Annotated in this window: 19 protein-coding genes and 2 pseudogenes; 17 read left to right on the forward strand and 4 right to left on the reverse strand. The window is 65.4% G+C overall.

What is annotated here, in order from left to right:
* Positions 1 to 63 precede the first annotated feature (63 nt).
* From GVV77_RS10465 to GVV77_RS10475, 3 genes are all read right to left on the reverse strand, one after another.
* Positions 64 to 2970: a GH25 family lysozyme gene (locus GVV77_RS10465; RefSeq protein WP_159618095.1), complete on the reverse strand. Its 2907-nt coding sequence runs from the start codon at positions 2968 to 2970 to the stop codon at positions 64 to 66.
* A gap of 101 nt (positions 2971 to 3071) precedes the next feature.
* Positions 3072 to 6068 carry an FG-GAP-like repeat-containing protein gene (locus GVV77_RS10470; RefSeq protein WP_159618097.1) on the reverse strand — a complete coding sequence of 999 codons (2997 nt, stop codon included), beginning with the start codon at positions 6066 to 6068 and terminating at the stop codon, positions 3072 to 3074.
* Positions 6069 to 6383: 315 nt separating this feature from the next.
* Positions 6384 to 9293 (reverse strand): hypothetical protein, encoded by a 2910-nt coding sequence (locus GVV77_RS10475; protein WP_159618099.1) that lies wholly within the window; start codon positions 9291 to 9293, stop codon positions 6384 to 6386.
* A gap of 535 nt (positions 9294 to 9828) precedes the next feature.
* Here GVV77_RS10475 and GVV77_RS10480 point away from each other — a divergent pair.
* From GVV77_RS10480 to GVV77_RS10535, 13 genes and pseudogenes are all read left to right on the forward strand, one after another.
* A complete protein-coding gene (locus GVV77_RS10480) occupies positions 9829 to 11055 on the forward strand; it encodes a TadA family conjugal transfer-associated ATPase (protein ID WP_159618101.1) in 1227 nt (408 codons plus the stop codon).
* Positions 11052 to 11909 (forward strand): type II secretion system F family protein, encoded by an 858-nt coding sequence (locus tag GVV77_RS10485; protein WP_159618103.1) that lies wholly within the window; start codon positions 11052 to 11054, stop codon positions 11907 to 11909. The genes GVV77_RS10480 and GVV77_RS10485 overlap by 4 nt, the downstream gene beginning before the upstream one ends.
* A complete protein-coding gene (locus GVV77_RS10490) occupies positions 11906 to 12850 on the forward strand; it encodes a type II secretion system F family protein (protein WP_246199753.1) in 945 nt (314 codons plus the stop codon). Before GVV77_RS10485 ends, GVV77_RS10490 begins: the two co-directional genes overlap by 4 nt.
* Positions 12851 to 12894: 44 nt before the next feature.
* Positions 12895 to 13107 (forward strand): hypothetical protein, encoded by a 213-nt coding sequence (locus GVV77_RS10495; RefSeq protein WP_246199754.1) that lies wholly within the window; start codon positions 12895 to 12897, stop codon positions 13105 to 13107.
* Positions 13108 to 13506: a TadE family protein gene (locus tag GVV77_RS10500; protein ID WP_159618106.1), complete on the forward strand. Its 399-nt coding sequence runs from the start codon at positions 13108 to 13110 to the stop codon at positions 13504 to 13506. It begins immediately after the preceding gene.
* Positions 13487 to 13960 carry a hypothetical protein gene (locus GVV77_RS10505; RefSeq protein ID WP_246199755.1) on the forward strand — a complete coding sequence of 158 codons (474 nt, stop codon included), beginning with the start codon at positions 13487 to 13489 and terminating at the stop codon, positions 13958 to 13960. The genes GVV77_RS10500 and GVV77_RS10505 overlap by 20 nt, the downstream gene beginning before the upstream one ends.
* A 7-nt stretch (positions 13961 to 13967) precedes the next feature.
* Positions 13968 to 14438, forward strand: coding sequence for a pilus assembly protein TadG-related protein (locus GVV77_RS10510; protein ID WP_159618107.1), 471 nt, complete (start codon positions 13968 to 13970; stop codon positions 14436 to 14438).
* A gap of 25 nt (positions 14439 to 14463) precedes the next feature.
* Positions 14464 to 14704, forward strand: a pseudogene (locus GVV77_RS18325) (CpaF family protein); the annotation flags it as partial.
* Between the two features lie 439 nt (positions 14705 to 15143).
* Complete coding sequence (locus GVV77_RS10515; RefSeq protein ID WP_159618108.1) at positions 15144 to 15860, forward strand: hypothetical protein; 717 nt, start codon at positions 15144 to 15146, stop codon at positions 15858 to 15860.
* A gap of 28 nt (positions 15861 to 15888) precedes the next feature.
* The gene (locus GVV77_RS10520; RefSeq protein WP_159618109.1) at positions 15889 to 16329 is read left to right on the forward strand and encodes a DUF5956 family protein; all 441 of its coding nucleotides are present in this window, start codon (positions 15889 to 15891) and stop codon (positions 16327 to 16329) included.
* An 81-nt stretch (positions 16330 to 16410) separates the two neighbouring features.
* Positions 16411 to 16941, forward strand: coding sequence for a cupin domain-containing protein (locus GVV77_RS10525; RefSeq protein ID WP_201293212.1), 531 nt, complete (start codon positions 16411 to 16413; stop codon positions 16939 to 16941).
* A gap of 719 nt (positions 16942 to 17660) precedes the next feature.
* Positions 17661 to 18314, forward strand: coding sequence for an HNH endonuclease family protein (locus tag GVV77_RS10530; protein WP_159618110.1), 654 nt, complete (start codon positions 17661 to 17663; stop codon positions 18312 to 18314).
* A gap of 776 nt (positions 18315 to 19090) precedes the next feature.
* Positions 19091 to 20386 (forward strand): FG-GAP-like repeat-containing protein, encoded by a 1296-nt coding sequence (locus GVV77_RS10535; protein ID WP_246199756.1) that lies wholly within the window; start codon positions 19091 to 19093, stop codon positions 20384 to 20386.
* A gap of 171 nt (positions 20387 to 20557) precedes the next feature.
* On the opposite strand, the gene GVV77_RS10540 is transcribed toward GVV77_RS10535, so the two are convergent.
* Positions 20558 to 20920, reverse strand: coding sequence for a cupin domain-containing protein (locus GVV77_RS10540; protein ID WP_159618111.1), 363 nt, complete (start codon positions 20918 to 20920; stop codon positions 20558 to 20560).
* A 290-nt stretch (positions 20921 to 21210) separates the two neighbouring features.
* Between GVV77_RS10540 and GVV77_RS10545 the strand changes: the two genes are divergently transcribed.
* The 4 genes and pseudogenes from GVV77_RS10545 (at position 21211) to GVV77_RS10560 (ending at position 25305) form a co-directional block, all read left to right on the forward strand.
* A complete protein-coding gene (locus GVV77_RS10545; RefSeq protein ID WP_159618112.1) occupies positions 21211 to 21735 on the forward strand; it encodes a winged helix-turn-helix transcriptional regulator in 525 nt (174 codons plus the stop codon).
* Entirely contained in the window at positions 21732 to 23135 is a 1404-nt protein-coding gene (locus GVV77_RS10550) for an MFS transporter (RefSeq protein WP_246199757.1), read from the forward strand. The genes GVV77_RS10545 and GVV77_RS10550 overlap by 4 nt, the downstream gene beginning before the upstream one ends.
* A gap of 50 nt (positions 23136 to 23185) precedes the next feature.
* A pseudogene (locus tag GVV77_RS10555) lies at positions 23186 to 23644 on the forward strand (ATPase, T2SS/T4P/T4SS family); the annotation flags it as partial.
* Between the two features lie 542 nt (positions 23645 to 24186).
* Entirely contained in the window at positions 24187 to 25305 is a 1119-nt protein-coding gene (locus tag GVV77_RS10560) for a ComEC/Rec2 family competence protein (protein WP_159618113.1), read from the forward strand.
* Positions 25306 to 25334 lie beyond the last annotated feature (29 nt).

Genomic DNA, 25334 nt, shown 5'->3' on the forward strand with positions numbered 1-25334 from the left:
CACTCACAATACTCGAAGCGGCGATTGTCCTTCCCCGGGTGCCTGTGCACTGCCGATGCTGGTTTAGAGTTTTCCGGCGGGTTTTGCGGGGTTGTAGCCGGCGTTGGTGCCGTGGGTGCCGGCGTAGAACCAGAGGGAGCCGTCGGGGCGGGTGGCGAGGAGGTCGGCTTTGGTGTCGCCGTTGAAGTCGCCGGGGCCGGTGATGGTGGTGAAGGTGGACCAGACGGTGGTGCCGATCCGGACGGCGGGTTTGTAGCCTTCCTGGGTGGTTGAGGCGGCGCCGGTGCCGGCGTAGAGCCAGAGGCTTCCGTCGGGTTTGCGGGCGAGCAGGTCGTTGCGTTTGTCGCCGGTGAAGTCTCCGGGGGTGATCACGTGGTTGAAGCCCTGCCAGCCGCTGCGTCCGATCTGGACCGCGGTTGAGTAGCCTTCGCTGGTGGCGCTGATCGTGCCGGTGCCGGCCCAGAACCAGAGGGTGCCGTCGGTTTTGCGTCCGAGCAGGTCGGGCCTGCCGTCACCGTTGTAGTCGCCGGGGGCCATGAGCTGGGAGAAGCCCAGCCATCCGCCGGCACCGATTTTCCGTCCGGGTTTGTAGCCTTCGCTGGTGGAACTGACGGTTCCGGTGCCGGCGTAGAACCAGAGGGAGCCGTCCCGGTGCCGGGCCAGCAGGTCGGGGCGGCGGTCGCCGTTGAGGTCGCCGGGGGCCAGGACGTCGATGAAGGCGTTCCAGCCGGAGCTGCCGATCCGGATGGGGGTGCCGTAGCCGCCCCTGCCGTTGCCGTTGTAGAACCACAGGGATCCGTCCGTGCGGCGGGCGATGACGTCCTTGGTGCCGCTGGCGTTGAAGTCCCCGGGGCCCACGACGGTGTTGTAGCCCTGCCAGCCGGTGGAGGCGATCCGGGTGCCGGGGCGGTAGCCGTCGTCCTTCATGGCGGTTCCGGCGAAGAACCACAGGCTCATGTCGGCCTTGAATCCCACGAGGTCGGTCTTGCCGTCGCGGTTGAAGTCGCTGGCTCCGACGATGTCGGTGTAGCCGGCCCAGCCCGAGGCGATCTTCCGTCCGGGCAGGTACCCGGTGCTGGTGGTGCTCACGTTTCCGGTGCCCTGGTAGAGCCAGAGGCCGCCGTCGGGTTTGCGGGCGAGCAGGTCAGCGCGTCCGTCGCCGGTGTAGTCCCCGGCGCCGGAGAGCAGGTTGAAGGCCGTCCAGCCGCCGGTGCCGATCCGCACCGGGGCGCTCAGCAGGGCCGGGCTGGTGCCGGTGCCGCGGTAGAGCCAGAGGGTTCCATCGGGCTTGCGGGCGATCAGGTCCGCCCGGCGGTCACCGGTGAAGTCCCCGGGGGAGACCATAATGTCGTAGATGTTCCATCCCGAGCCGACCTTCGCGGCCGGTTTATAGCCCTGGGAGGTGGACGAGACGGCGCCGGTGCCGGCGTAGAACCACAGGGTGCCATCGGTCTTGCGGCCGATCAGGTCCGGGCGTCCATCGGCGTTGAAGTCCTGGCCGCCGATGAGCTGGCTGTAGATGCCCCATCCGGAGCCGATCTTCACCGGGGCCCGGAACGAACCGGTGCCGGAGCCGTCATGGAACCACAACGTCCCATCCGGACGCCGGGAAACCAGGTCATGGGTGCCGTTACGGTTGAAATCCCCGGCATTGACCGCAGCCAGGGTCTTATCCAACACCACCGGCGCAGGAGCAGGAGCAGGAGCGGTATAGCCGCCCCTGACGAACCGGTCGAATGCTGCGGCCGTCCCGTTCCACCGGTTCCAGTCCCCGACTACCGGCCCATCACTGGTGTACTGCCAGAGGCTGTCCACCCGCCACCCGGCCGGAAGGGGGCCGGCGCAGCAGTTGTTGTAGGAGGCGACATGGAGGGGGTGGTTGGCGAAGGCGGTGCTGTATCCGGTGCAGCGGTTCCACCAGTCGGTGGTGGTGTAGATCATGGGCAGGCGCCCGGTGCGGCTCAACATGGTGTTCGAGAAGTCACGGATCCAGTTGACCATCTGGGCCGGGCTCATGTTGTAGCAGGTGTTGCCGAGCTCCGGGTACGGGTTGTACTCGACGTCCAGGAGCGGAGGCAGGGTTTTCCCGTCCGCGGACCACCCTCCGCCGTTGCGGATGAAGTAGTCGGCCTGCGCCGCACCACTCGAGACATTGGGGATGGCGAAGTGGTAGGCGCCCCGGTCCATCCCCGACACTTCCGCCCCTTTGTACTGGGAGGCGAAATAGGGGTTTTTGTAGACGAGTGCCTCGGTAGCTTTCGTATAGGCGAACCGGGAACCCTGACGCCACGCGGCCGCCCAGTCGACGTTGCCCTGGTGGCTGCTCACATCCACCCCCAGGATTCCTGCGGGTTTCCAGTAGTTGACCAGGGGCTGGAAGGCGGTCCTGGCCATCGGGAAATCGGTGGCCGTGGACTGGTTCATGACCCCCGCCTGGTCGGCTTCGGGAACGGCCTGGTCCGCGCCGGGCGCGGCTCCGTCACCCGAGGTCGACCGTTCCTCCTGCGCAATCTGGGTGAGCTCCTCGTCGGTGGGTACCTGCGGGTCTCCGGTCTCCGCAATGCGTTCGACTCCCTGGCCCAGACTTGCTCCAAGGGGGCCGATGAGGTCCGCCAGTGCGGACGCGTTCCGGGCCAGTTCCTCAGGCGACATTTCTGCGGCATCGGTGGGCGCCTCGTCATTCCCGCCGGGGACTTCGTCGGGGCCCGGCGTCTGAGGCGCAGGCTGCGTGGGAGCGGTGGGGCCTTCGGCCGGGGAAGTGGGATCGGGTGCCGGGGATGGAGAGCTTTCCAGTGGAACTGCCGGCACCGGCACCGGCGCCGTGCCGTCGGCCGGGGCCGGTTCGGGGGACGTCGTCGCTTGCGGTTCCGACTCGGGCAGGACGAGGCCCAGGGCTGGGGTCGTTCCTCCTACCAGCGCTGCCGTGAGGAGGGAGGCGGCCAACACGTTGGCCGGGCGGGTCAGTTTCACAGGTCATTCTCCAGATTGCACAGGTGCTCGACCGGAACCCGGAGGCTGCCCCAGGCGGAGGAGACCTCCGGGCCGGTCGAGTGGGTAGATGGGGGCATGGTTTAGAGTTTTCCGGCGGGTTTTGCGGGGTTGTAGCCGGCGTTGGTGCCGTGGGTGCCGGCGTAGAACCAGAGGGAGCCGTCGGGGCGGGTGGCGAGGAGGTCGGCTTTGGTGTCGCCGTTGAAGTCGCCGGGGCCGGTGATGGTGGTGAAGGTGGACCAGACGGTGGTGCCGATCCGGACGGCGGGTTTGTAGCCTTCCTGGGTGGTTGAGGCGGCGCCGGTGCCGGCGTAGAGCCAGAGGCTTCCGTCGGGTTTGCGGGCGAGCAGGTCGTTGCGTTTGTCGCCGGTGAAGTCTCCGGGGGTGATCACGTGGTTGAAGCCCTGCCAGCCGCTGCGTCCGATCTGGACCGCGGTTGAGTAGCCTTCGCTGGTGGCGCTGATCGTGCCGGTGCCGGCCCAGAACCAGAGGGTGCCGTCGGTTTTGCGTCCGAGCAGGTCGGGCCTGCCGTCACCGTTGTAGTCGCCGGGGGCCATGAGCTGGGAGAAGCCCAGCCATCCGCCGGCACCGATTTTCCGTCCGGGTTTGTAGCCTTCGCTGGTGGAACTGACGGTTCCGGTGCCGGCGTAGAACCAGAGGGAGCCGTCCCGGTGCCGGGCCAGCAGGTCGGGGCGGCGGTCGCCGTTGAGGTCGCCGGGGGCCAGGACGTCGATGAAGGCGTTCCAGCCGGAGCTGCCGATCCGGATGGGGGTGCCGTAGCCGCCCCTGCCGTTGCCGTTGTAGAACCACAGGGATCCGTCCGTGCGGCGGGCGATGACGTCCTTGGTGCCGCTGGCGTTGAAGTCCCCGGGGCCCACGACGGTGTTGTAGCCCTGCCAGCCGGTGGAGGCGATCCGGGTGCCGGGGCGGTAGCCGTCGTCCTTCATGGCGGTTCCGGCGAAGAACCACAGGCTCATGTCGGCCTTGAATCCCACGAGGTCGGTCTTGCCGTCGCGGTTGAAGTCGCTGGCTCCGACGATGTCGGTGTAGCCGGCCCAGCCCGAGGCGATCTTCCGTCCGGGCAGGTACCCGGTGCTGGTGGTGCTCACGTTTCCGGTGCCCTGGTAGAGCCAGAGGCCGCCGTCGGGTTTGCGGGCGAGCAGGTCAGCGCGTCCGTCGCCGGTGTAGTCCCCGGCGCCGGAGAGCAGGTTGAAGGCCGTCCAGCCGCCGGTGCCGATCCGCACCGGGGCGCTCAGCAGGGCCGGGCTGGTGCCGGTGCCGCGGTAGAGCCAGAGGGTTCCATCGGGCTTGCGGGCGATCAGGTCCGCCCGGCGGTCACCGGTGAAGTCCCCGGGGGAGACCATAATGTCGTAGATGTTCCATCCCGAGCCGACCTTCGCGGCCGGTTTATAGCCCTGGGAGGTGGACGAGACGGCGCCGGTGCCGGCGTAGAACCACAGGGTGCCATCGGTCTTGCGGCCGATCAGGTCCGGGCGTCCATCGGCGTTGAAGTCCTGGCCGCCGATGAGCTGGCTGTAGATGCCCCATCCGGAGCCGATCTTCACCGGGGCCCGGAACGAACCGGTGCCGGAGCCGTCATGGAACCACAACGTCCCATCCGGACGCCGGGAAACCAGGTCATGGGTGCCGTTACGGTTGAAATCCCCGGCATTGACCGCAGCCAGGGTCTTATCCAACACCACCGGCGCAGGAGCAGGAGCCACCGTGGAAGTCAGTGCGGTGATGGTGATGGAGGCACTGGTTGTTCCGATTGAGTTGATGTGCACGCGGGTGCCCCGGTGCGTCGTGAAGATGGATCCGGCCTGCCACGTGTGGTTTTCGTTGTAATAACCGACCCACCTGCTGTTGGGGGTCAGCACCACCGACGCATTGCCGTTCCACCCAAGGTGGTCCTTCTTGATGATCTTGACTCCACGGTTACCGCCGACGGCGCTGCTGGCATCCCGGCCGACGGGCAGGCGCAGTTCGATGTAGTAGACCTCGCCGCTGCCCGGATCGGTGAATTTCACGGCCCGGTTTGCCTCGCCTCCGGCCCACGCCTTCAGCGTGTACTGTTTCGATCCGCTCGCAATACCGGCGTTCCGTATTTCATCACCGCGGCCAAAGCCACCGAATTCATACATGAAAGAGTTGATCATTGGGGTATGGAGCTGGGCGAAGCCCATGATGTCGAGAGTGTCGCCGTATTCCCAGGACCTGCAGGCGGGATCGCCCCACTGGGCTCCCGTAATTCGAGCGACGTCGACGCGTCCGTTGGTGCAGTTCAGGGAATTCGAGTGGTGCAGGCCCAACACGTGACCGAATTCGTGTGAAACCACGTTCTTTGTCGTCGCCGAGGGGTAGGGCATGATGACGCGGCCGCTTGTGGCGCTGTCGGTGAATCCGCCACCCAGAATTCCCCAGCTTCCATATGAATTCAGGTCCCGGTGCGGAATGAAGAGGACCAGCGCTTCATAGGGGTTGTACTGCCAGTTCAGCTCTTTCGTCACCGTGGCCATGATCTGGTCGTAGGAATCGGTGTGCTTGGCCCTCGAAGCGAATCCCCTCACTTCGGAAACGGTGGTGATGGAGAGCCGGCCCATGGACGCCGAGCGCCAGTATGAATCCGCAGCCGCAATTGAAGCCCTGGCGGCGTCGAGGTTGATGGCGTTTACATCCGCCAGGGTCTTGTCGGCGAGCTTCACCGTTACAAGCTTCACCTTGAAGTTTCCGTAGCGGGGTCCGAAGGCGGCGGCCCCGAGCTTTCCCTCTTCATGCCCATGTTCGTGGGCGGCCTCGTGCGGCTCGGGGTGGTTTTCTCCGAGCCTGGGATTCGTCCCGGGCTCGAGCAGGGGGTTCCAGTCGAGGTCGGGGACGAATGACGTGATCTCGTCCTCTGAAGGAGCAGTGGTTTCCGCGGTCGGCTGGGGGTCCGCCGGTGCCGGAGCCTCGGACGCCGGTGCCGAAGGAACCGCAGGTTCCTGTGTGGCGGCGGGAGACGGAGGTCCGACCGGCGCCTCACCTGCAGGGTCGGGAGCGACGCCCGGTTCGATCTGAGATTCCGAGACAGGAGGCGCCACCGGAGTGGGTTGAGTCTGTGCCGTGGCCGTCAATGGAGCTGCGCCAAGGCAGATTGCCATCGAAAGGGCCGTGGAGCACAAGATTCTACTGAGGGAGGCAAATGTCACGGGTTCTCCAGATTCCAGGCCAATAGGCCAGGGCGAGCGGTCCCATGAAGACTACAACGGCGTTACAGCTGTGACTATTGTTTCTTGTGTGAAAAGCTATCTTATTTGCTAATCGCGGCATTTTGGTGTGAAGGATGGGGCGTGTCGCTCATTGTCAACCCCTCTTGGGAAGAATCTTGGCTTTTCTTGCCCTCCGCAGTCGGCCCATCAGATGACCTTGAAACATATGGTTTTAGCGACGGGTGACTTCGTTGCGGTGTACTCCTTGCTGACGGTGAACGAATAGCAGGAGTTTCGGGTGACAGTGACAGCAAAGGCAATGTTTCCCTGGTGGCCCGTCGTCTTTCTGCTGCTGTACGAGCCGTTGACCGAGAGTTTCACCGTCTGATTCACGACGGGAACGGCGGTCCCGGAGAGGACAGTCGAGCGCAGGTAGACCGTTGATCCTTTGCGCACGGTCGTTGTGAGGCGGGTCCCTTTGCTGTTGAAGATACCGATGCTGCTGATTGAGGCTGTCGGCCGCCATTGCATCGAATGCAGGGTGGCATTTTTCGCCAACCGCATTGACCACATGCCCAGCTGCGCGTACTGCGTCCTAAGGGTGACATTCCCGCTGACGAACGCAGCATCCTTAAGTGCGTTCTGCGCATGGACCGACGGGACGAGGGACTGCTGCCTCACCCGGCCGGTGAGGTCGAAGTACGCGGGAAATGCGGGAGGTTTCGCGAGCCAGCGCGCCATTCCGTCGTCGAGCCATTTCCTGCCGTACAAGGTGACCGCTGACTCGAAGGTGTAGGCGTTGTGGTTCGCGTCCTGGACGGGGAGCCGGCCGAAGGGAGGCTTTCCGGAGGGAAGGTAGAGGTAGGCCCAGCCGCCGAGGGTTTCGTTATAGGTGTTGATGCCGAGCCACTTCAGCTGCGACACCACCCGGTAGGCCTGCGCCAGCCTGGTCGGGTCGTCGTCAAGCACGCCCGAATCCGCCACCTTGCTAAGGAAGGCCGCGGCCCCGAGGGAGACGTTCACGACGCATCCGGATTTTGAGGCACGATCCGAGGGACTCTTCGAATAGGCCATGCACCGTCCATTGGGGGTATCGTCGATCGGCGTACTGAGGAGGGAGTCCACCGCCTCGACCAGCTTCTCTCTGGGCACGGCGCCGGCGAGGTGCCCGGCGAGCAGGACTTCCCCGACATGATCCGCCGTGGAGACGGTGTAGGTCGTGGAAGCGGGGTTGACAGAGCCGTCGCCGAAGGCGTCCCAGGACTTGCCGAGCCCGTACCCGCCGTCGGCCTTGTTCAGGCTGTAGACCTTTGCGAGGTACTGCTGGGTCGTCGGGTGCTGCCACCCGCGGTATTCCGCTGCCATCCGGGCCTGATAGGCGTACGTCCAGGAGGCATATTCCTCCTGTCCGTCCGGGTCGCTTTCCATCCGGTTGAACATGTCCCTCGCGATGGAGTTCCAGCCGCTGCGTGATCCCGCTTCGGTGGGTGTTGGCGGGATCTCTTCGACCGGAGCCACAGGCACTGTGGCGGCCGATACCTTCACCGCGCGGGCGTAGCCGGTTTTTGATCCCGTCACTTGCACCGTAATGCGCTTGCCCACCACGGCGGACGAGGGGACATAGGACGTGGAGGTCGCGCCGTAGAGCCGCACGCCGTTGGCGTACCAGGCATAGGTGAGGGACACCGGCGACGGACCCCAGGTGCCGACGGATGCTGTCAGCTTCGAACCGGCAATCACGGCGCCGGTGATCTTCGGCACCGGGGAGACCAGCGGAAGCAGGACTGCGGCGGTTTCCGGGGAGGTGCGGGTGCGGGTCACATAGCCGGGCTTCTGGCCGGTCACCCGGACCGTAAGGCGCTTTCCCGCATCGTCGGGGGAGGGTACATAGGTGCTTGACGAGGCGCCCGGGATCGCCGCGTTGTTGGCATACCAGGCGTAGGTGAGGGTTACCGGCTCCGGCGCCCAGGCGCCGGGGGAGGCAACCAGTTTCGACCCAGCGACGGCGGCGCCCTTGATGACGGGCACCGGCGCGGTGAGCAGTCCCCTCACCGGTTCGGTGGGCGTGGAGGTCGACGTGGCCGGGGTATAGCCGGGCGCCGACGCAGTGACGACAACGCTGATCCGGTGGCCGATGTCCTCCGCCGTGGCAACATACGACGCGCCTGCGGCGCCGGGGATGACGGTGCTGCCGCGCCGCCATTCATAGGTGATGGTGGCGGGCACGGGCCCCGGGTCCCCAAGGACCGCGGTGAGGGTGCTCCCCACTTCAGGGGTACCGGAGATGGTGACTGTTGGTGCCACAAGGCCTCCCGGCTCCACCACTTCGGCCAGCGGGTGAACCGAGACGCCGTCGATCCAGCCCTCCCTGGACAGCGTCGCCCGAACGGAAATCTCCTGGCCGAGATCTTCGGGCTGCAGCGTGTAACCCGGGTTGATGGCGCCGTCGATCGGGACGGAGCCGCGGAACCACTGAAGCGACAAGGTGGCGCCGGCCGTGTAACCGGAGTGCTCGAGGGTGACTGTCTGGCCAACCTGGCTGAGCCCGTTCAGCTGAGGTGCTTCAGAGAAGGCCGGAGTCGGCTTGCCGAAAAGGCTGAACCCGCTGCTCTGCGTGGTGGGGTCTTCCGTGTCGGCCTCCTCTTTCGAGAACCAGCCCACTGCCGTCGCGGCCTTCATGGCGTCTTTCCACCCGGCGTCCTCGGAAAGGGGCGGCTCAAGGAGGGACGCGAAGTAGCTGTCCAGGAGTTCCGGAGCCGGAACCGGAGCGGAACCCTCCTGCTCGAAGTAGGACAACGGCACGGGAGTCAGCGCGTGGTCGAGTTCGAAGGCCGCAATCTTCGGGGCCTTTTCCTCGTCGGTCAGGCCGTGGACGGCTTCGAGGAACACTCCCGCGTCGTCACTCAGTTCGACCGGCGCAAACTCCAGCTCACTCCTGGCCGAGTTGAACCGGGCGATTGCCTCATCGATGGTGGTCGAGGGTGGCTGCTCCTCCGATGGTTCCTCCGACGGCATCGGCTCCGGGTCCGGGGTGGGCTCCGGCTCGGACGTAGGTTCGGACGACGGCGACGGCTCCGGCTCGGCCGACGGCGACGGCGACGGCTCCGGCGTCGGCATCTCGCTTCCGGTTTCCGGGGCCGGGGGCACTTCCTGGGCATTTGCCGGCGTCAAAGATCCGCCGAGGAGGGCCGCGGCGGTGAGCAGTACGACCAGCGCTCTGCCGTGGGCTACGAATTGGTTCGCATTCCCCCATGCTGACTGCCGGGATGCGGGCGTGCGAAATCCGGGCATGGGCGCCCAAGGTGCTGAATTCATTAGTTCCCCAACTAGATGCTCCGAGACCGTTTTCTGCCCGACCGCAGCACCGGAGGTGCTGTTGGACGCTCTTTTGCAGTCGCTTGGGCAAACATCGATGGAGCAATCGGTTGCTTGCCGCAGGCACTTAGCGCGTCGGGTTCTCAGAGAGTAACCCATATTGACGACGGCGGGAGAGCGTTTTTACTTTGCTCCTCTTTGAGGGGCCCTCGTGGAGCGGCGGAAGAAATTTGTCCACATTGCCGAATCGGCACTGGTCCTGCCGCGTGCCACTCCTTAGGCTGATGGTGCGCCGGCTGGGGGTGCTTCTCGTGGAAGTCCTAGGTCGGGGGTTCAGATGGACGCTGTGCGCATGGTCGAGGAGGAAGTGCGCGAGCTGATCCGCCGCCGTGGCCTTGACCCTGCGGAGCAGGCTCCGGAGATCCTGCGCCTGGTCGAGGACGCGGTGAATGACTACGATGAGCGGGCGGTCCTGGGCTCGCTGCCTCCGTTGGGCCACCTCGAGAATGCGCGCAGGCAGGTGTATGACGCCGTCGCCGGGTTCGGGGTGCTGCAGCCGTTCCTTGATGATCCGACGGTCGAGGAGCTGTGGATCAACGCTCCCTCGGAAATCTATGTCGCCCGGGGAGGGGAGTCCGAGCTGACCTCGCTGACCCTGACCGCCCAGCAGGTCCGGGACCTCGTGGAGCGGATGCTGAAGTCCTCGGGGCGGCGCCTCGATCTCTCCTCGCCCTTTGTCGATGCCTCCCTGCCTGACGGCTCGAGGCTGCATGTGGTGATCCCGGATGTCACCCGTCGGCACTGGGCGGTCAATATCCGCCGGTTCATCGCCCGCGCTACCCGGCTGGAGCACCTCATCGGGCTGGGGACGCTGACCCCTCAAGCGGCCCGGTTCCTTGGCGCCGCAGTCGGGGCCGGGCTGAACATCCTCGTCTCCGGCGCCACCCAGGCCGGGAAGACCACTCTGCTCAACTGCCTGGGTGCGGCGATTCCACCGCGCGAGCGGGTGATTACGGTGGAGGAGATCTTCGAGCTGAAGCTGCCGCTGCGCGACGTCGTCGGGCTCCAGTGCCGGCAGCCGAACCTCGAAGGCACCGGGGAAATTCCGCTCCGCCACCTGGTGAAGGAAGCCCTGCGGATGCGCCCGGACCGGCTCATCGTCGGGGAGGTGAGGGAGGCGGAGAGTCTGGACATGCTCATCGCACTGAACAGCGGTCTTCCCGGGATGTGCAGCGTCCATGCAAACAGCGCCCGCGACGCCCTGACCAAGATCTGCACCCTGCCGCTGCTGGCGGGCAAGAACATCTCAAGTGAATTCGTGGTGCCCACCGTCGCATCCTGCCTCGACCTCGTGGTGCACTGCGCACGAGCCGGTGACGGCCAGCGGCAGGTCACGGAGATCATGGCCGTGGGCGCCCGGGTTGAGAACAACATCATCGAGTCCTCGCCCGTCTTTCGGCGGGTCGAGGGCGCGCTGCAGGTCTGCGCCACGGCCATGCCCGCGGAGGAGAAGTTTGCCGCGGCCGGCGTCGATATCGCGGCGCTCCTCGAGGAGGGCCGGTGAGCGCGCTCCTGGGCGTGATGCTCGGGACCGGGCTCTTCCTGATCTGGTGGGCGTGCTGGGGCCCGTCTTCCCGCAGTTCCGCCCGCCAGCGGCGAACCCCACGGTTGCGGGAGCTGCTCGTGCGGGCCGGGGTTGGCTCGGTCTCGGTGCGGGGCCTGCTGGGTGCCTGCGCGGTCACCGGGCTGCTCATCCTCCTGATTGCCGTTGTCCTGATCGGCTCGGTGCCTATCGCTGTCTGTTTCGGCCTGTTCGGCGCCTGGACTCCGTATGCCCTGGTGCGGTGGCGGGCCGCGAAGCGGACGGCGTCGCTGCGGGAGCTCTGGCCCGACGTCGTCGATCACCTGCGCTCCGCAATCCGCGCCGGTCTCTCGCTCCCCGAGGCGCTGATGCAGCTCGCCGACAAAGGGCCGGCCGAACTGCGCGGCGCGTTTCGGGAGTTCGCGGCGCATTACCGGGCGGGTGGGCAGTTCGATGAGTCGCTGAGCAGGCTCAAGGATCGGCTCGCCGACCCGGTGGCCGACCGCATCGTCGAGGCCCTGCGGATGACCCGCGAGGTGGGAGGGTCAGACCTCGGCCGGCTGCTGGGCACCCTGTCCGAGTTCCTCCGCGACAGCGCCCGCACCCGCAATGAACTTGAGGCGCGGCAGTCCTGGACGGTCAACGCTGCGCGGCTCGCCGTGGCCGCGCCGTGGTTTGTGCTGTTGCTGCTGGCAACCCGGCCTGAAGCAGTCCGCGCCTACAACTCCGGTGCCGGAGCCCTGGTCCTGGCCGGAGGCCTTGCGGTCTCGGTTGTCTGCTACCGCATGATGCTGCGCATCGGCGCCCTTCCTCAGGACGAGAGGGTGCTCCGGTGACCGCGCAGGTGGTGGCGGTGTCCCTCCTGGCGGGCGGTGCGCTCGGACTGGGCCTGTGGATGGTGCTCGTGGGGCTGCCGTCGGCGCGAAGCGTCCGCTTCGTGGACCGCATCAGCCCGCAGTTGAAGGTGGTCGACGTCCGGTCCCGCCTGCTCGGAGCGGACGCAGGCCGCCCGGCACTCTTCGGGCCCCTGGGCCGCATCCTGCAGCCGGTCCTCCGTGATGCGGTGCGCAGGCTGAACCGGTTCAATCCTGCCTCGACCCTGCTGGCCCGTCGACTGGTGCAGGCCGGTGGAGGGATGAGCGTTACCGACTTCCGGGCTCAGCAGCTCCTCTGGGCGGCGCTCGGACTCGGTGCGTCCACTGCTTTGGTGGTCCTGGCGGCCGGCTCCGGACGGTCGAACGCGCTCTTCGCTGCGCTCCTGGTTCCCGCCTGCACCGCCGGAGGGTACCTGTTCCGCGACTACCTCCTGACCCGGCAGATCGCCCGCAGGGAGGCGCGGATGCTCGCGGAATTTCCCAGCCTCGCCGAACTCATGGCGCTGGCCGTCAGCGCCGGAGAGAGCGCGACCGGCGCCCTGGAGCGGGTGTGCAGGACGGCCCGCGGCGACCTGGCCGGGGAGTTCGGGCGGGTGCTTGCCGAGACCCGGGCCGGAACGCCCGTCATCGAGGCGTTCCAGGAGTTCTCCCGCCGCACCCAGCTGGCCCCGCTTGCCCGGTTCGTTGACGGGCTGACCGTCGCAGTCCAGCGCGGCACACCGTTGGCCGAGGTGCTGCGGGCCCAGGCGCAGGACGTGCGCGATATGTCCAAACGGGAGCTCATGGAATCGGCCGGAAAGAAGGAGATCGCCATGATGGTGCCGCTGGTCTTCGGAGTGCTTCCCCTGACCGTCCTCTTCGCCGTGTATCCCGGCATTGCGCTGATCAACCTTGGATTCTGAACCGCACGACCGGACAGCCGACCGCTCAGAGAATGGAGACGACAATGGCAAGAGATCGAAACGGTGCCCGCGTCTGGCTGGCCCTCGCCGCCATCTATCGGCGGGTGGTCTCCGACCCCGACGCCGAGCGCGGGGACGTGCCCGGCTGGGTGATGATCACGCTGATGTCGGCGGTGCTTGTCGCTGGGCTGCTGGCACTGGCGGGGCCCGCGCTGCAGGGCCTGTTCGAGGCGGCAATGAACCAGGTGTCCCCGTAGGTGCTCTGGTCACGAGGGCGCCGGAGCCTGGGCGGTGAGGCGGGATCGGCGGTTGTCGACTTCGCGCTGATCGGCGGGCTGCTCACCGTGATTTTCCTGGCGGTGGTCCAGCTGATGCTGGTCCTGCACGTGCGCAACACCCTGATCGACGCGGCGGCCTCCGGTGCCCGGTACGGAACCCTCGCCGACCGGAGTCCCGAGGATGCCGGGCAGCGCACCACCGAGCTGATCACCGCGGGGGTGGGGGAGGACTTCGCTTCGGATGTGACGGTCCACCGCTCGGGGGCCGCGGGGGCGCAGTTCGTGGAGGTCGTGGTTCGGGCCCCGCTTCCGGTGGTAGGTCTGCTCGGTCCGGCCGGGATGCTGGAGGTGCAGGGCCGTGCGGTCCTTCCTTCGTAAGCCCGCCCGGTTCGGGCGGGTCCGCCGGGCACGCTTCCGGCTGGGGGATGAGGCGGGCAGCGCGGTGCTTGAGTTCACGTTCCTCGGCTTGATCCTGCTGGTCCCGGTGGTGTACCTGATCCTGTCCGCGGGGCAGCTGCAGGGCGGATCGTTCGCCGTAGTGGGGGCGGCCGACCACGCGGCCAAGGTCTTCGTGGAGGCCGAGACTCCGGAACAGGGTCAGGCCCGGGCGCGGCAGGCAGCCCTGGTGGCGCTGGAGAACTTCGGCTTCTCCCCGGAGCAGGCTCAGGTCGAGATGTCCTGCGACGGTGTCTGTCTTTCACCGGGATCCACCGTCACGGTCGTGGTCCGCCTGGCGGTGCCGTTGCCGCTGATTGCCACCATGCCCGGGGTGAATGACTCAGCCGTCACGGTGGATTCGAGTGCCACCCAGTCGGTGGAGCGGTTCGGATGAGCCCGGCATGAAGGCAGGAGGAAAGGCCGGACCCGGACGCGGGATCGACTGGGCGGGCGAGGACGGTCAGGTGGGGGTGCTGATCATCGGCTACCTCCTGCTGCTCTTGCTGGTCCTGGCGGTGGTGCTTGCGGCCTCGGCGGTCTACCTCGGCCACTCCCGCCTGTTGTCGGCGGCCGACGGCGCCGCCCTGGCCGCCGCGGACACCTTCACCATCGACTCCTCAGTGGAGGCCGGCCCGCAGCCGGTGCTCGACCCCGGCACCGTGCGGTCCACGGCCGAGGGGTATCTGCAGCGCACCGCCGCCGGGCAGCGGTTTCCGTCCCTGGCCGTGGATCCGGGGACCGGCACACCTGATGGCAGGACGGCGCAGGTGGTGCTCACCGCCGTGGTCCATCCGCCTTTGGTCACCGTCCTGGTGCCCGACGGGATTCCCATCTCGGCCACCGCAGACGCCCGCTCCGAACTCACCCGCTGATGGCACCGCGAAGACGCGTAGAACAACGGTCGAGGAGCAGTGGATCAACGCTTCCCCGGCGATCTATGTCGCCCGCGGCGGCAGACCCACCTTGACCTCGCTGACCCTGACCGCCCAGCAGGTCCGGGACCTCGGAGAGCGGATGCTGAAGTCCGCGGCGGCGCCTTGATCTTTCCTCGCCCTTTGTCGATGCCTCTATGAGGCGGGGTGGACGATGTGGTCGGCGCAGCCATCCGGTGGGCATTCATGTCCATGTAACTCTCCCGCACCAGGAGGCGTTCTCGCTGGGCGTAGATTGTGAACTGGCCCATAGGGTGGTCGCTGGGCGGGACCATATTCCTGACATCCAGCGCCTCCTTGGATGCGATGGCGAGGATGCGGCGGCCGACCCTTCCAAGAGCGCCCTCTGCCCAGGTGTATCGACCGGCGATGTTTGGATCTGAGAGAGCCGGAATGCGAGGTTCTGAACGGCGGCGGCCAGCTCGGCGACATTGAGGCGATCCGCGAGGGCGGCCCCCATGCGGCCTCCTATCGCAGTCCACTGATTCCCCTCGCTGTCGAGGTGCTCGCGGGTAACTCCGGTGGAGGCGATGACGGCGTCTACTCGTGGGTTCGAAGTCATGGCCGATCATGTGTAGGGCGGGGCCGGTCCTGCTCACCGGGCTTGGTGGCGTGGGATAAATTATCTGCGACAGAAAGGCGGCCATGACCACCACCGAGGAAGAGGCCCGCGCGAAGGCGCAGGACTCAGTGAAGCGGCTCAACGAAGAGGAGGACTACCTTCGGCGCCAGGAGTACCTGTCCGATGCGGATCTGCTGGCCCTGCTGGCCAAGACGGTCCGCAGCGAGAAGCAGACCCTGGACCGCTGGCACGCCGAGGGCGAGTTCTTCATCCGGGCCCAGTCTGGGAAGATCCATCTCCCGGCCTGCCCAAGCATGCGCCAAAGGGTCGACCGGGACGCTGCCTGGGCTCCCTACCTTCAGGACCTCGAACGGGTCCGCGACTGGCACGGCGGCGACAACGCACCTGAATTCCCGCACCTGCTCAAGCGGCACCAGGTCGAGGCGCTCAGCAGGTATCAGTCGTGTCCTACCTGCGCTCCCACTCTGGACCACATCGTCAAGCGCCCCGGCAGGAAGGGCTGGACTACGCTGCCGGCCAGGAGCCTCAAGCACCACCATTTCGGCCGGACCTTCTTCACCGAGGCCGGCGATGAACTGGGCGAGCTGGTCCGCATCACGAACATTGCGACGGCGGACAGCCTTGAGTTCAAGGCGGACTTCAACAGTGGACGCTCCACCTCCGACCAGTCCCTGGCCCTGACCTACCGCACCAAAACGCCGGAGGTTCGAGCCGATCAGGAGACCGTGCCAGGGAGGAGAATCGCCGGCCGCCGGGGCCAGCGTGGCGATGGAGACTGATCGGTCCCGCCTGCTCCAGACTGGACTGGTGAGCGATCGGTCGTGGAACCAGGTGCGGGACAGCGAAAAGCCGGAGGGGTGGGTCGAAGCGACCGCCAACGGCTGGGGTGCCCTCGTGGCCTGGGTCGCCGGTCCATCGAACGTGTGCCGCTGGTCGGCGCCTGCCCGTGACCGCCACATCGAGGTGCACATCCTGACCGGCGGTGTGGAAGTACACCAGCCCAGCGTCCTCAGCGATGCTGACCTGGCCTCGATCGACGACGACATCGACTCCTACCTGGCGGACGCCGACGTCCCGCCGCTGCCGCGCGGCTACGGCTGGTACATCCGGCGCCCGGCAGGAATCAGCAGCGACGATGCGTTCTGGTCCGCCATCAACCGCGGCGTCCAAGAGGCGGCACCGGAAGCCGTCCGCCCGCTCGAGCTCCGGCTGGTCCTCGACGGGGTAATGCGTTCCCTGTACGGCTGAGCGGCGACCTGCCGCGTGATCCAGTGCTCGAATGGGTGGCAATACATTGCCTCGCCACTCCGGCGGGCGGACAATTCGGGAATGAGCCAAGCCAGCTTTGGACCCGTCGGTTCTGATGTCGGCGACGTCGTGCGCTTCGGTGAAGCAATGACCGCCCGCATGATGCTCGACGCCCAGTCCTCAGCAGGCGGATTCTCAGTCGTCGAGCACCTGCTGGGGCCGAAGGAGCTTGCTGCACCGCTCCACAGGCACAGCCGCGAAGACGAATTCACCATTGTCACCCATGGGAGGATCGGCTTCCTGCTGGGTGAGGAAGTCTTCTCCGCCGGTCCCGGTGAGCTGGTCCGCAAGCCAAGGAACCAGTGGCACACATTCTGGAACGACGGAAATGAGCCGGCGCGCGTCCTGGAGATCATCTCGCCGGCTGGATTTGAACGCTACTTCCAGGAGATCGAACCGCTCTTTCCCGAGAACGCTCCGCCTGACCTTAAGGCCATGGCGCAGGTGAGTGCCAAGTACGGGCTGCAGATGGACTTCGATTCCCTGCCGGTGCTCATTGAGCGGTTCGGTCTTGCCCGCCCGCTGGAGATGGACGGTGAAGCTCCCAGGTGACGGAGCCCGAGAGCGAGCCTCTGTCCCGAGGATTCAGTAGAGGCCCGTCCACGACAGGTTGCCTCTGCCTTTCGATTTGACTGGTCTCGGCGATGCTGGTGAAGACCTCCACGGCGACGGCGGCGATCTTGGACCGGTCAACGCCCTGGAGCTTCTCCACGCTGGGTAGGAAGCTCTCCGTGAAGCCGTATTCCGCCAGTGGCGTCTCGGCCTTTGAAGCGAGTGTTAGCATGCACCGGGGCGAGACTTGACTATTCATATTTCCCCATTCGCACGAAAATTTTCAGCGTTCTCCTAAACGCTGCTTCACTTTCCCGCGCGGGTTGTGACAGATCGGTTGGTGCGCTAAAACTGCATAAAACCTCTGTAATTCCTTGGTTTCGGGTGGCGGGCTACGGGATATCGTGTTTCCGGAGGGAATGTGGGATCGGTGAATGCGCGGTGTGGCGGATGTTCATGTGCTGAAGCCGAACCCGAAGATGATCACCTGGACAATAGGGCGCGCATCTCCCCGACTACGGTGCGGATTTAAGACACCATCCCGGAGGCAGTGGCAGTGGATCGGTGCCCGGAATAAGCGGAACAGCTGGACCTCGTGGTGACACCGTATTGCGCGGGCCTGACCTCTGTATTTCTGTCATTGGAGGACCTCTTAGGCGGGGTTGCCCGCAGGATTTTGGATATGGCGCTTGCTGGAGGCGCCCGAAGGCTGGGAAATCATGAAAATTAAAGCTGGTCTCATCGCCGCGTTCACCGCGGGGCTCCTCTTCACTGGAATTACCGTTCCTGCAGACGCAGGGACCACCTACACCACAAATCTGCGGGCTGCGGCCCGCGCCCTGCCCCTCGCCGCAGAGAACAATCTTGGCTATGACCGGGCCCGGTACTTTGGCAGCGGCTGGATCGACACGAACAGGGACTGCCAGTACACCCGCGCCGAGGTCCTCATCTCCGAAACCAGGGTGGCGCCGACCTACAGTTCCGGCGGGTGCACTGTCACTGCCGGCCGGTGGGTCACGAGCTGGGACAACAAGGTCCACACCTCGCCCACCACGGTGCAGATCGACCACCTGGTCCCGGTGGCCGAGACCTGGGGCTCCGGTGCCCGGAACTGGACGCAGGCCCGCAGGGTCACGTTCTACAACGACCTCTACCCTCACTCCTTGAGCGCGCAGACGAACCTGCTCAACCAGCAGAAGCAGGCCAAGGGCCCCGAGGACTGGATGCCGCCGGCCAACCAGTGCTCCTACATCGCCCAGTGGGTCATGGTGAAGACACGGTGGGGCATGACCGTCGACTCACGAGAGAAGGCATTCCTGGTCCAGAAGGCCGACCAGTGCCCCGCCGCCTCACTCACGATCATCAAGTACTGATCTCCCGCAGCCGCATCCGGGCGGAGCGGTGCCTGGCGGCGACGGACCGCGATGTAAGCGGCGTCCAGTACAGCTCCTCAGTGGGGCGCTTGGTGGCCCGGACGGGCCAGACCGCCTGAAGGGTGCGTGTCCCGGCGGGTTCGCTCGCCGCAGTGGGATCGAGGTGCTTCGCATGCGGCGTCGACGGCGATGGGGTCGCGGGCGGCGCGCGGGGTCCTAGCGCAGGCGCGTCCTGCGAGCGCCTGAGAATTTCAGTCCGTCGTGGTGCAAATGAGAACTACCACCACTGTCAAGGATCACCATCGACTCCGCAGAGGAGGCCAGCCGACGGTCGGTGGTTGACCCCGGCACGGTGAGGTCCACGTTCGTGGAGCGGATGCTGAAGTCTTCGGGGCCAATTGCACCCTCAATTGTGATGAGCCTTCAACCGACCAAGACCCGCGGCCGGCGATAAAATATTCACCTTGGATGAGGTGGTTGGCATGGTGGTTGGCTCGCTCCGCCGGATGGTTCTAGCACTTGGAACATCGCTTGCCCTCTTGTCTGGGTTCGTGACCGTCGCACCGCCGGTTCACGCCGCGCCCCTCTATGGCCACGATGTGTCCTGGCCTCAGTGTCCGTCCTCAGTCGGCGGGTTTGGTTTGCCTCTGCCTCCGGTCTCCACCCAATTCGTCATCATTGGGCTGACGAAGGGTCTGCCCTTCACTGAGAATCCTTGTCTGGCGAGCCAGGTCAACTGGGCCAGAACCAACAACAAGAAGGCCCATGGTTACGCAATGGCTGCGTTTCCCACCGCAGCGCAGTTGAGTACGCACGGTGCCCGGGGACCGTGGTCTGCCACCACCCGGGCCGGACGATTGTCCAACGTGGGCTACGCCGAGGCGAAGTTCGCCGTCGCCAGCGTGAGCCGAGTCGGGTTCCGTCCGGCGGTCGTATGGATCGACGTCGAGCCGCGTCCGGCTCAACCCTGGCCGACGAGCACCGCCGCTCAGCAGCGGGATAATCGGCTCATTATCGAGGGGTTGATGCGCGGCCTCCGTGACTCGGGATTCTCCTATGGGCTGTACTCCTATGCGGCGGGGTGGGCTGACATCACGGGGTCGTGGCGGTTGCCCGGGGTGCCGGTGTGGGCCACCGCCGGCAGGCTCGATTATCCGGGCGAGGCGCTGGATCGGTGCCGGCAGCCCAGCTTCTCCGGCGGCCGGGTGTACCTCTCCCAGTGGTACGACGACACACGGGACTACGATCTAACCTGCGAACCGTACGCCTTCACGCCCCTGGCCGTCCCGGCATCGACCCTCTCGCGGTCCACCGCCGACTTCGACGGTGACTGGAACAACGACCTGCTGGCCCGGGTGACTGCGACCGGAGATCTCCGGCTGTATCGGGGGAAGGGGAACGGGGCGGTATGGGCTGGTACACGCATCGGAGTGGGCTGGGGTCCGCTGAACGCGCTCGAGACACCAGGAGATTTCAACGGTGACGGAAAAGCCGACGTGCTGGCTCGTGAAGCCGCCACTGGGTACTTATGGCTCTACCGGGGAAACGGTACCGGCGGATGGTTGCCGCGGGTCCGGGTGGGAACCGGCTGGAACGGGTTCAATTCCATCGTGGGCCCGGGCGATTTCAACGGAGACCAGTTTGTCGATGTTCTGGCGAGGGAGCGGTCGACCGGGTACCTGTGGCTGTACCGGGGTAACGGTACCGGTGGATGGTTGCCGCGGGTCCGGGCGGGAACTGGCTGGAACTCTTTCAACTCGATTGTCGGACCGGGGGACTTCAACGCTGACGGACGTGTGGACCTCTTGGCACGCGAAACTTCGACGGGATACCTGTGGCTGTATCCGGGAAACGGTACCGGTGGATGGTTGCCGCGGGTCCGGGTGGGAACAGGCTGGAATTCACTGACCGCGGTGATGAGTCCAGGGGATCTTGATGGCGACCGTACCGCCGACGTGGTGGGACGGGACCGTCAGGGCAATCTGTGGCTCTACCGGGGCAATGGGTCAGGCGGGTGGCTGCCCCGGGTGCAGATCGGCAGCGGGTGGAACGGACTCAACTCGATCTTCTGAACTTCATCGCAGCTCCAACGCAAAGAGAGTCCCAACGCACCAACCGGTGGCCACGCCGGCAGCCTTGCCTGCGTTCCGGATCTTTTCACCGCCGCGGTTGCTGCCGCCGGTGAGAAGTCCGAGCCTGAGCCGACGCGGACTTCTCATCTCCGGCGGGCTGCGCACGTGACTTTAGGGTTTGGCGTAGTCCGCGAAACCCTGCCAGTCAATGATCACGCAGGGTTCGTCTCCCAGTACCCAGGCGTCGTGCCCGGGCGCCATGGTGGCGAAGTCGCCCGGCCCATACTCCATTTCTTCGCCGTCGTTCATTACGACCTTCATCCGGCCGGAAACGAAATAGCCCATGTGGGCGGCCTGACAGCTGTCGGTTTTGGCGATCGGCTTGACGTGTTCGGACCAGCGCCATCCCGGATGGAACGTGGCGCGGCCCACGGCGCCCTGCTCCAGGTTGACGAGTTGAAGCTGGCCCGTACCGCCCTCGAAGGGGCGCGTCTCCTCGGGCGAATCGAGGCTTTTTCGAACTAGCCCTGGCATCTTGACCTCCTGTGGATGATCCTGCTCGTTGTTTAGGTTGCGGTGACTGCTCTCTGGTGATTTTCACCTCCTCGGATGGGAATGGAATGCAGCTGATGGTGCCCGCTGCGGAAGGGCCGCCCATGCACTGGGCTGATGCCAAAAGGTATAGACCCGGTCGCCCCTTGCTGCCTAGGGCACATGGTCCCCGGATCAGCCGGGTCCGGGGAGGCCCCGTCGCTGGCCGGGTGTTTTGCCTACTGTTCGGCCATGACCTGCCTATCTTGAAGAAAGTCAGCTAGAGTGCCGGTATGGCACTCCGATCAGACTGGTCCGAACGCGACTGCAGCATGGCCCGCGGCGTTGACGTCCTTGGTGATCCCTGGATCCTCCTGGTGCTCCGGGAGGTGTTCTTCGGGAACGGGCGCTTCGATGCCATGAAGCTCCGGCTGGAAGTGTCCGATTCCGTCCTCACCAGGCGTCTTGCGGATCTCGTGGAGTCCGGGCTGCTCACCAAGAGGGCGTACAACGACGGCGGCCGCACCAGAAGCGAATATGTCCTCACCCCCAAGGGCGAGGATGCCCTTCCGGTCCTGAATGCGGTCACGATCTGGTCCGAGAAACACCTCCCTGCGCCTTCGGAGCAGGCGCATATGTACGTCATCCACTCGGTCTGCGGCCAGCGCACCAGCTCCGCCGACACCTGCACCGGGTGCGGCGAACGGCTGACTGCCGCCACCACGAGTTGGCACAGCCAGACAAGGACCGATGCGCCGGTGGGACTGGCCACCGCCACGGCGCCGTCCGCTGAAGCGACGAAGGCGGCGGCGGTATGAGTGCGGACCGTTCCGTCGACGTCGACGCAACGGCCGCGGAAGCCGGCCGGGGCGCGGCGGTCGGAACCCGCAGCCCCGCCGCCGGCGGCGCCCCCGCACCGTCCCGTCCCCGCCGCTTCCACCCCGCCTGGACTGTTGGCGCCGTGGCCTTCCTCGCGTTGGTGGGTGCCGCCGGCTTCCGAGCGGCGCCGGGGGTCCTGATGGTGCCGCTGCAGGAGGAGTTCGGCTGGTCCACCACCGTATTGTCAGCAGCCGTCAGCATCAACCTCGTCCTCTTTGGGCTCACGGCACCGTTCGCAGCTGCCCTGATGGAGCGGTTCGGTATTCGGGCGGTGACGGCGACGGCGCTGGTGCTGATCGGTGCGGGAAGCGCCCTCACCGTGCTGGTGAACCAGGCATGGCAGATCCTCCTTACCTGGGGCCTGCTGATCGGGCTGGGCACCGGGTCCATGGCGCTGGTCTTCGCCGCCACCATCGCCAACACCTGGTTCGTCAAGAGCCGGGGGCTGGTGATCGGCATCCTCACGGCGGGCAGCGCGGCCGGCCAACTGGTCTTCCTGCCGTTCATCGCTTTGCTCGCCCAGGATCCGGGCTGGCGGCAGGCGTCCCTGCTGATCGCCGCCGGCGCCTTGGCTGTGGTTCCGCTGGTGCTGAAGTTTCTCAAGAACTCCCCCGCCGATGCCGGCGTGCTGCCATACGGCGAAACCGCACCCGCCGCCGGAACACTGATGGATACCCCGGCGCCCGAGACCGGTCCCCGGAGGAACGCCGCGGTCCGCGCTCTGCAGGTCCTCAGGAGGGCCAGCCGCGTCCGGACGTTCTGGGCTTTGGTGGCCGGGTTCGCGATCTGCGGCGCCACCACCAACGGCCTGATCGGCACCCACTTCATTCCCTCGGCGCACGACCATGGCATGCCCGAAACCACCGCCGCCGGCCTGCTCGCCGTCGTCGGCATCTTCGACATCGTGGGCACCATCGCCTCCGGCTGGCTGACGGACCGGTTCAACCCGAGGATCCTGCTCGCCGTCTACTACCAGTTCCGCGGGTTCGGCCTGTTGGCGCTCCCGCTGCTCCTGGGCGCCGAAGTCCAGCCCAGCATGATCGTCTTTGTCGTCATCTACGGTCTCGACTGGGTGGCCACGGTGCCCCCCACGGCGGCTATCTGCCGGGAAACCTTCGGCGCGGACGGCAGCGTTGTCTTCGGCTGGGTGTTCGCGGCCCATCAGCTCGGAGCGGCCGCGGCAGCACTGGGCGCTGGGGCCATCAGGGACGCCACGGGCCAGTACACCTACGCCTGGTTCGGGGCGGCAGCCATGTGCACCATCGCAGCAGTCATCAGCGCCACGATCCGCAAGCAGCGCAACATCGGGCAGCAGGCGACTGAGGGCGCAGCCGCCTAGCCCAAGTCGGTAAAGTCGGCGGGGACGCCATCACCGCCACTGCCCAAGCCCCGGCTGGGCACCTTGAGAATGCGCGCAGGCAGGTGTATGACGCCGTCGCCGGGTTCGGGGTGCTGCAGCCGTTCCTTGATGATCCGACGGTCGAGGAGCTGTGGATCAACGCTCCCTCGGAGATCTATGTCGCCCGGGGAGGGGAGTCCGAGCTGACGTAGCTGACTCTGACCGCCCAGCAGGTCCGGGACCTCGTGGAGCGGATGCTGAAGTCTTCGGGGCGGCGCCTTGATCTCTCCTCGCCCTTTGTCGATGCCTCCCTGCCTGACGGCTCGAGGCTGCATGTGGTGATCCCGGATGTCACCCGTCGGCACTGGGCGGTCAATATCCGCCGGTTCATCGCCCGCGCTACCCGGCTGGAGCACCTCATCGGGCTGGGGACGCTGACCCCTCAAGCGGCCCGGTTCCTTGGCGCCGCAGTCGGGGCCGGCCTGAACATCCTCGTCTCCAAATTTACGTAACTTACATCAAACAGTTTCCTCGCTCTGCGGGTCGCCGCGTAGTGGCGCTCGCGCTTGAGTTGGCAACATAACGGAGGCCACATCGGGCATACCGCGGTCGACACTTGGTCGCGGTGACGCCTTTCTTACGGGCGAGATGCCGCAGCGCTTGCATGAATTAGTTCGACTTACAGGAGCGAGGGTCCGGCCACACACTGGATACTTTCGGAATCGTTTCTGCATCAACACTGAAGGAACATACTATGCTGCTTTAGACGCTTCCTCATAAGATGAGGCCGCAATAGAAAATGCCCTAAGTCCGGAACAAATCACAGGGCCCAATCAACGAGGAATAGTTCTTGACATCTGAGGCGAAGATGGAGCCAAAGCAAGTTTACGCCCGAATTGAAGAAGTAGAGGCGGGAACAAATCAAGTCCTCCTTGACTGTACAGCGGCCAGCTCGCCCACGCTCCTGCAACTCATGAATGAGTCTCACCAGCAGCTGAGAAAGCGGTGGAGGCGTTCCTTCCGTCTCGCCGAAGGGTCAACGAATCTATCCATGGATATTCTGAGCGAAGTTCCTACGGCTATGGTCGTTGCGCAGGTTGAGAACGCGGCGCACTGGCAGGAACTTATGGCAAAGGATACCTGGCTGCAGCTGAAAGTTCCAGCGAATGCATTCGACGCAGAGGAACCAGTGGCCTATCAAGTGGTCGATTTTGAGATCGTTCCTGCAACAATAGCGAGGAAATTGTCTGCAGTCCTGGACATGGTGAACTGGCCTCGGGTTCCTGCGCCGGAACTCCGTGCAGTGCTCGACGAAACCCCCTCAGTCGAGGGAGTAGTCGTGCACGACGTTGGCCAGGGTTCCGCTAATGCACTTTTTGACACCTCCGGCAAGGCGGTCATCTATTTTGACGTCGGCCGAGGCGGGAAGGGGACGTCTGCACGCGCCGGCTTAGATCTATGTGATTGCAACTCTCCGCTGGTGCTTCTTTCCCACTGGGACCGAGACCACTGGGCTGCCGCTAAAGACGGCAAGCAGGGCCTGCTAAAGAGTCGCTGGGTGGTTCCGAGCCAGCGAATTGCTGGAACTCATGCGAAGTTTGCAGCACTGATCCTGCAACAAGGAGGGTCGATATTTGTCGTGAAACGAAGTTCTAAACCAGGAAGAAATTTGCCCTCTGGACAGCGCATCGACCTGAAATACGGGAAGGGGGCGGACCGTAACAATGGAGGATTGAGTCTCACGCTCACTTGCAACTTTTCATGCCCTCCTCACACGCTGTTTTTCCCGGGGGACGCAAGATACGAGATGTGTGATGCACCTCCCCCCGAGGTAGCATTTCTGGTTGCTTCCCACCATGGCGCTGATCCCAAAGGAACCTCAAAACTCCCTCGACCGGCCTCCCGCTTGTCGTCACGACTTGTGTACTCGTTCGGCCCCAACAATAGATATAAACACCCCTTTGTGAAGGCGTTATCTGACCACGCATCTATGGGATGGGACCACACGGGATGGAATCACAGCAGTTGGAATCTTTCAGCCGATGCAGGAAACGTCCGCGCCACGTATACAGATTCCGATGCTAAGCGGCAAAGCATAGTATTTCATGTCCATGGCGGTTTATCAGGCGCACATTTCAAATCGGTTCATGGAGAGACACTGCGGTACTGAGATGGAGAGTAACGTCCCTTCACGCTCGA

Source organism: Arthrobacter zhaoguopingii, from assembly GCF_009828605.1.
GTDB lineage: Bacteria > Actinomycetota > Actinomycetes > Actinomycetales > Micrococcaceae > Arthrobacter_D > Arthrobacter_D zhaoguopingii.

Coding starts and splice junctions, on each gene's coding strand:
- GVV77_RS10560 (WP_159618113.1), top strand. CDS start 24,187: ATGGATATTCTGAGCGAAGTTCCTACGGCTATGGTCGTTGCGCAGGTT.
- GVV77_RS10495 (WP_246199754.1), top strand. CDS start 12,895: ATGGCAAGAGATCGAAACGGTGCCCGCGTCTGGCTGGCCCTCGCCGCC.
- GVV77_RS10480 (WP_159618101.1), top strand. CDS start 9,829: ATGGACGCTGTGCGCATGGTCGAGGAGGAAGTGCGCGAGCTGATCCGC.
- GVV77_RS10525 (WP_201293212.1), top strand. CDS start 16,411: ATGAGCCAAGCCAGCTTTGGACCCGTCGGTTCTGATGTCGGCGACGTC.
- GVV77_RS10540 (WP_159618111.1), bottom strand. CDS start 20,920: ATGCCAGGGCTAGTTCGAAAAAGCCTCGATTCGCCCGAGGAGACGCGC.
- GVV77_RS10545 (WP_159618112.1), top strand. CDS start 21,211: ATGGCACTCCGATCAGACTGGTCCGAACGCGACTGCAGCATGGCCCGC.
- GVV77_RS10535 (WP_246199756.1), top strand. CDS start 19,091: ATGGCTGCGTTTCCCACCGCAGCGCAGTTGAGTACGCACGGTGCCCGG.
- GVV77_RS10530 (WP_159618110.1), top strand. CDS start 17,661: ATGAAAATTAAAGCTGGTCTCATCGCCGCGTTCACCGCGGGGCTCCTC.
- GVV77_RS10510 (WP_159618107.1), top strand. CDS start 13,968: ATGAAGGCAGGAGGAAAGGCCGGACCCGGACGCGGGATCGACTGGGCG.
- GVV77_RS10475 (WP_159618099.1), bottom strand. CDS start 9,293: ATGCCGACGCCGGAGCCGTCGCCGTCGCCGTCGGCCGAGCCGGAGCCG.
- GVV77_RS10550 (WP_246199757.1), top strand. CDS start 21,732: ATGAGTGCGGACCGTTCCGTCGACGTCGACGCAACGGCCGCGGAAGCC.
- GVV77_RS10515 (WP_159618108.1), top strand. CDS start 15,144: ATGACCACCACCGAGGAAGAGGCCCGCGCGAAGGCGCAGGACTCAGTG.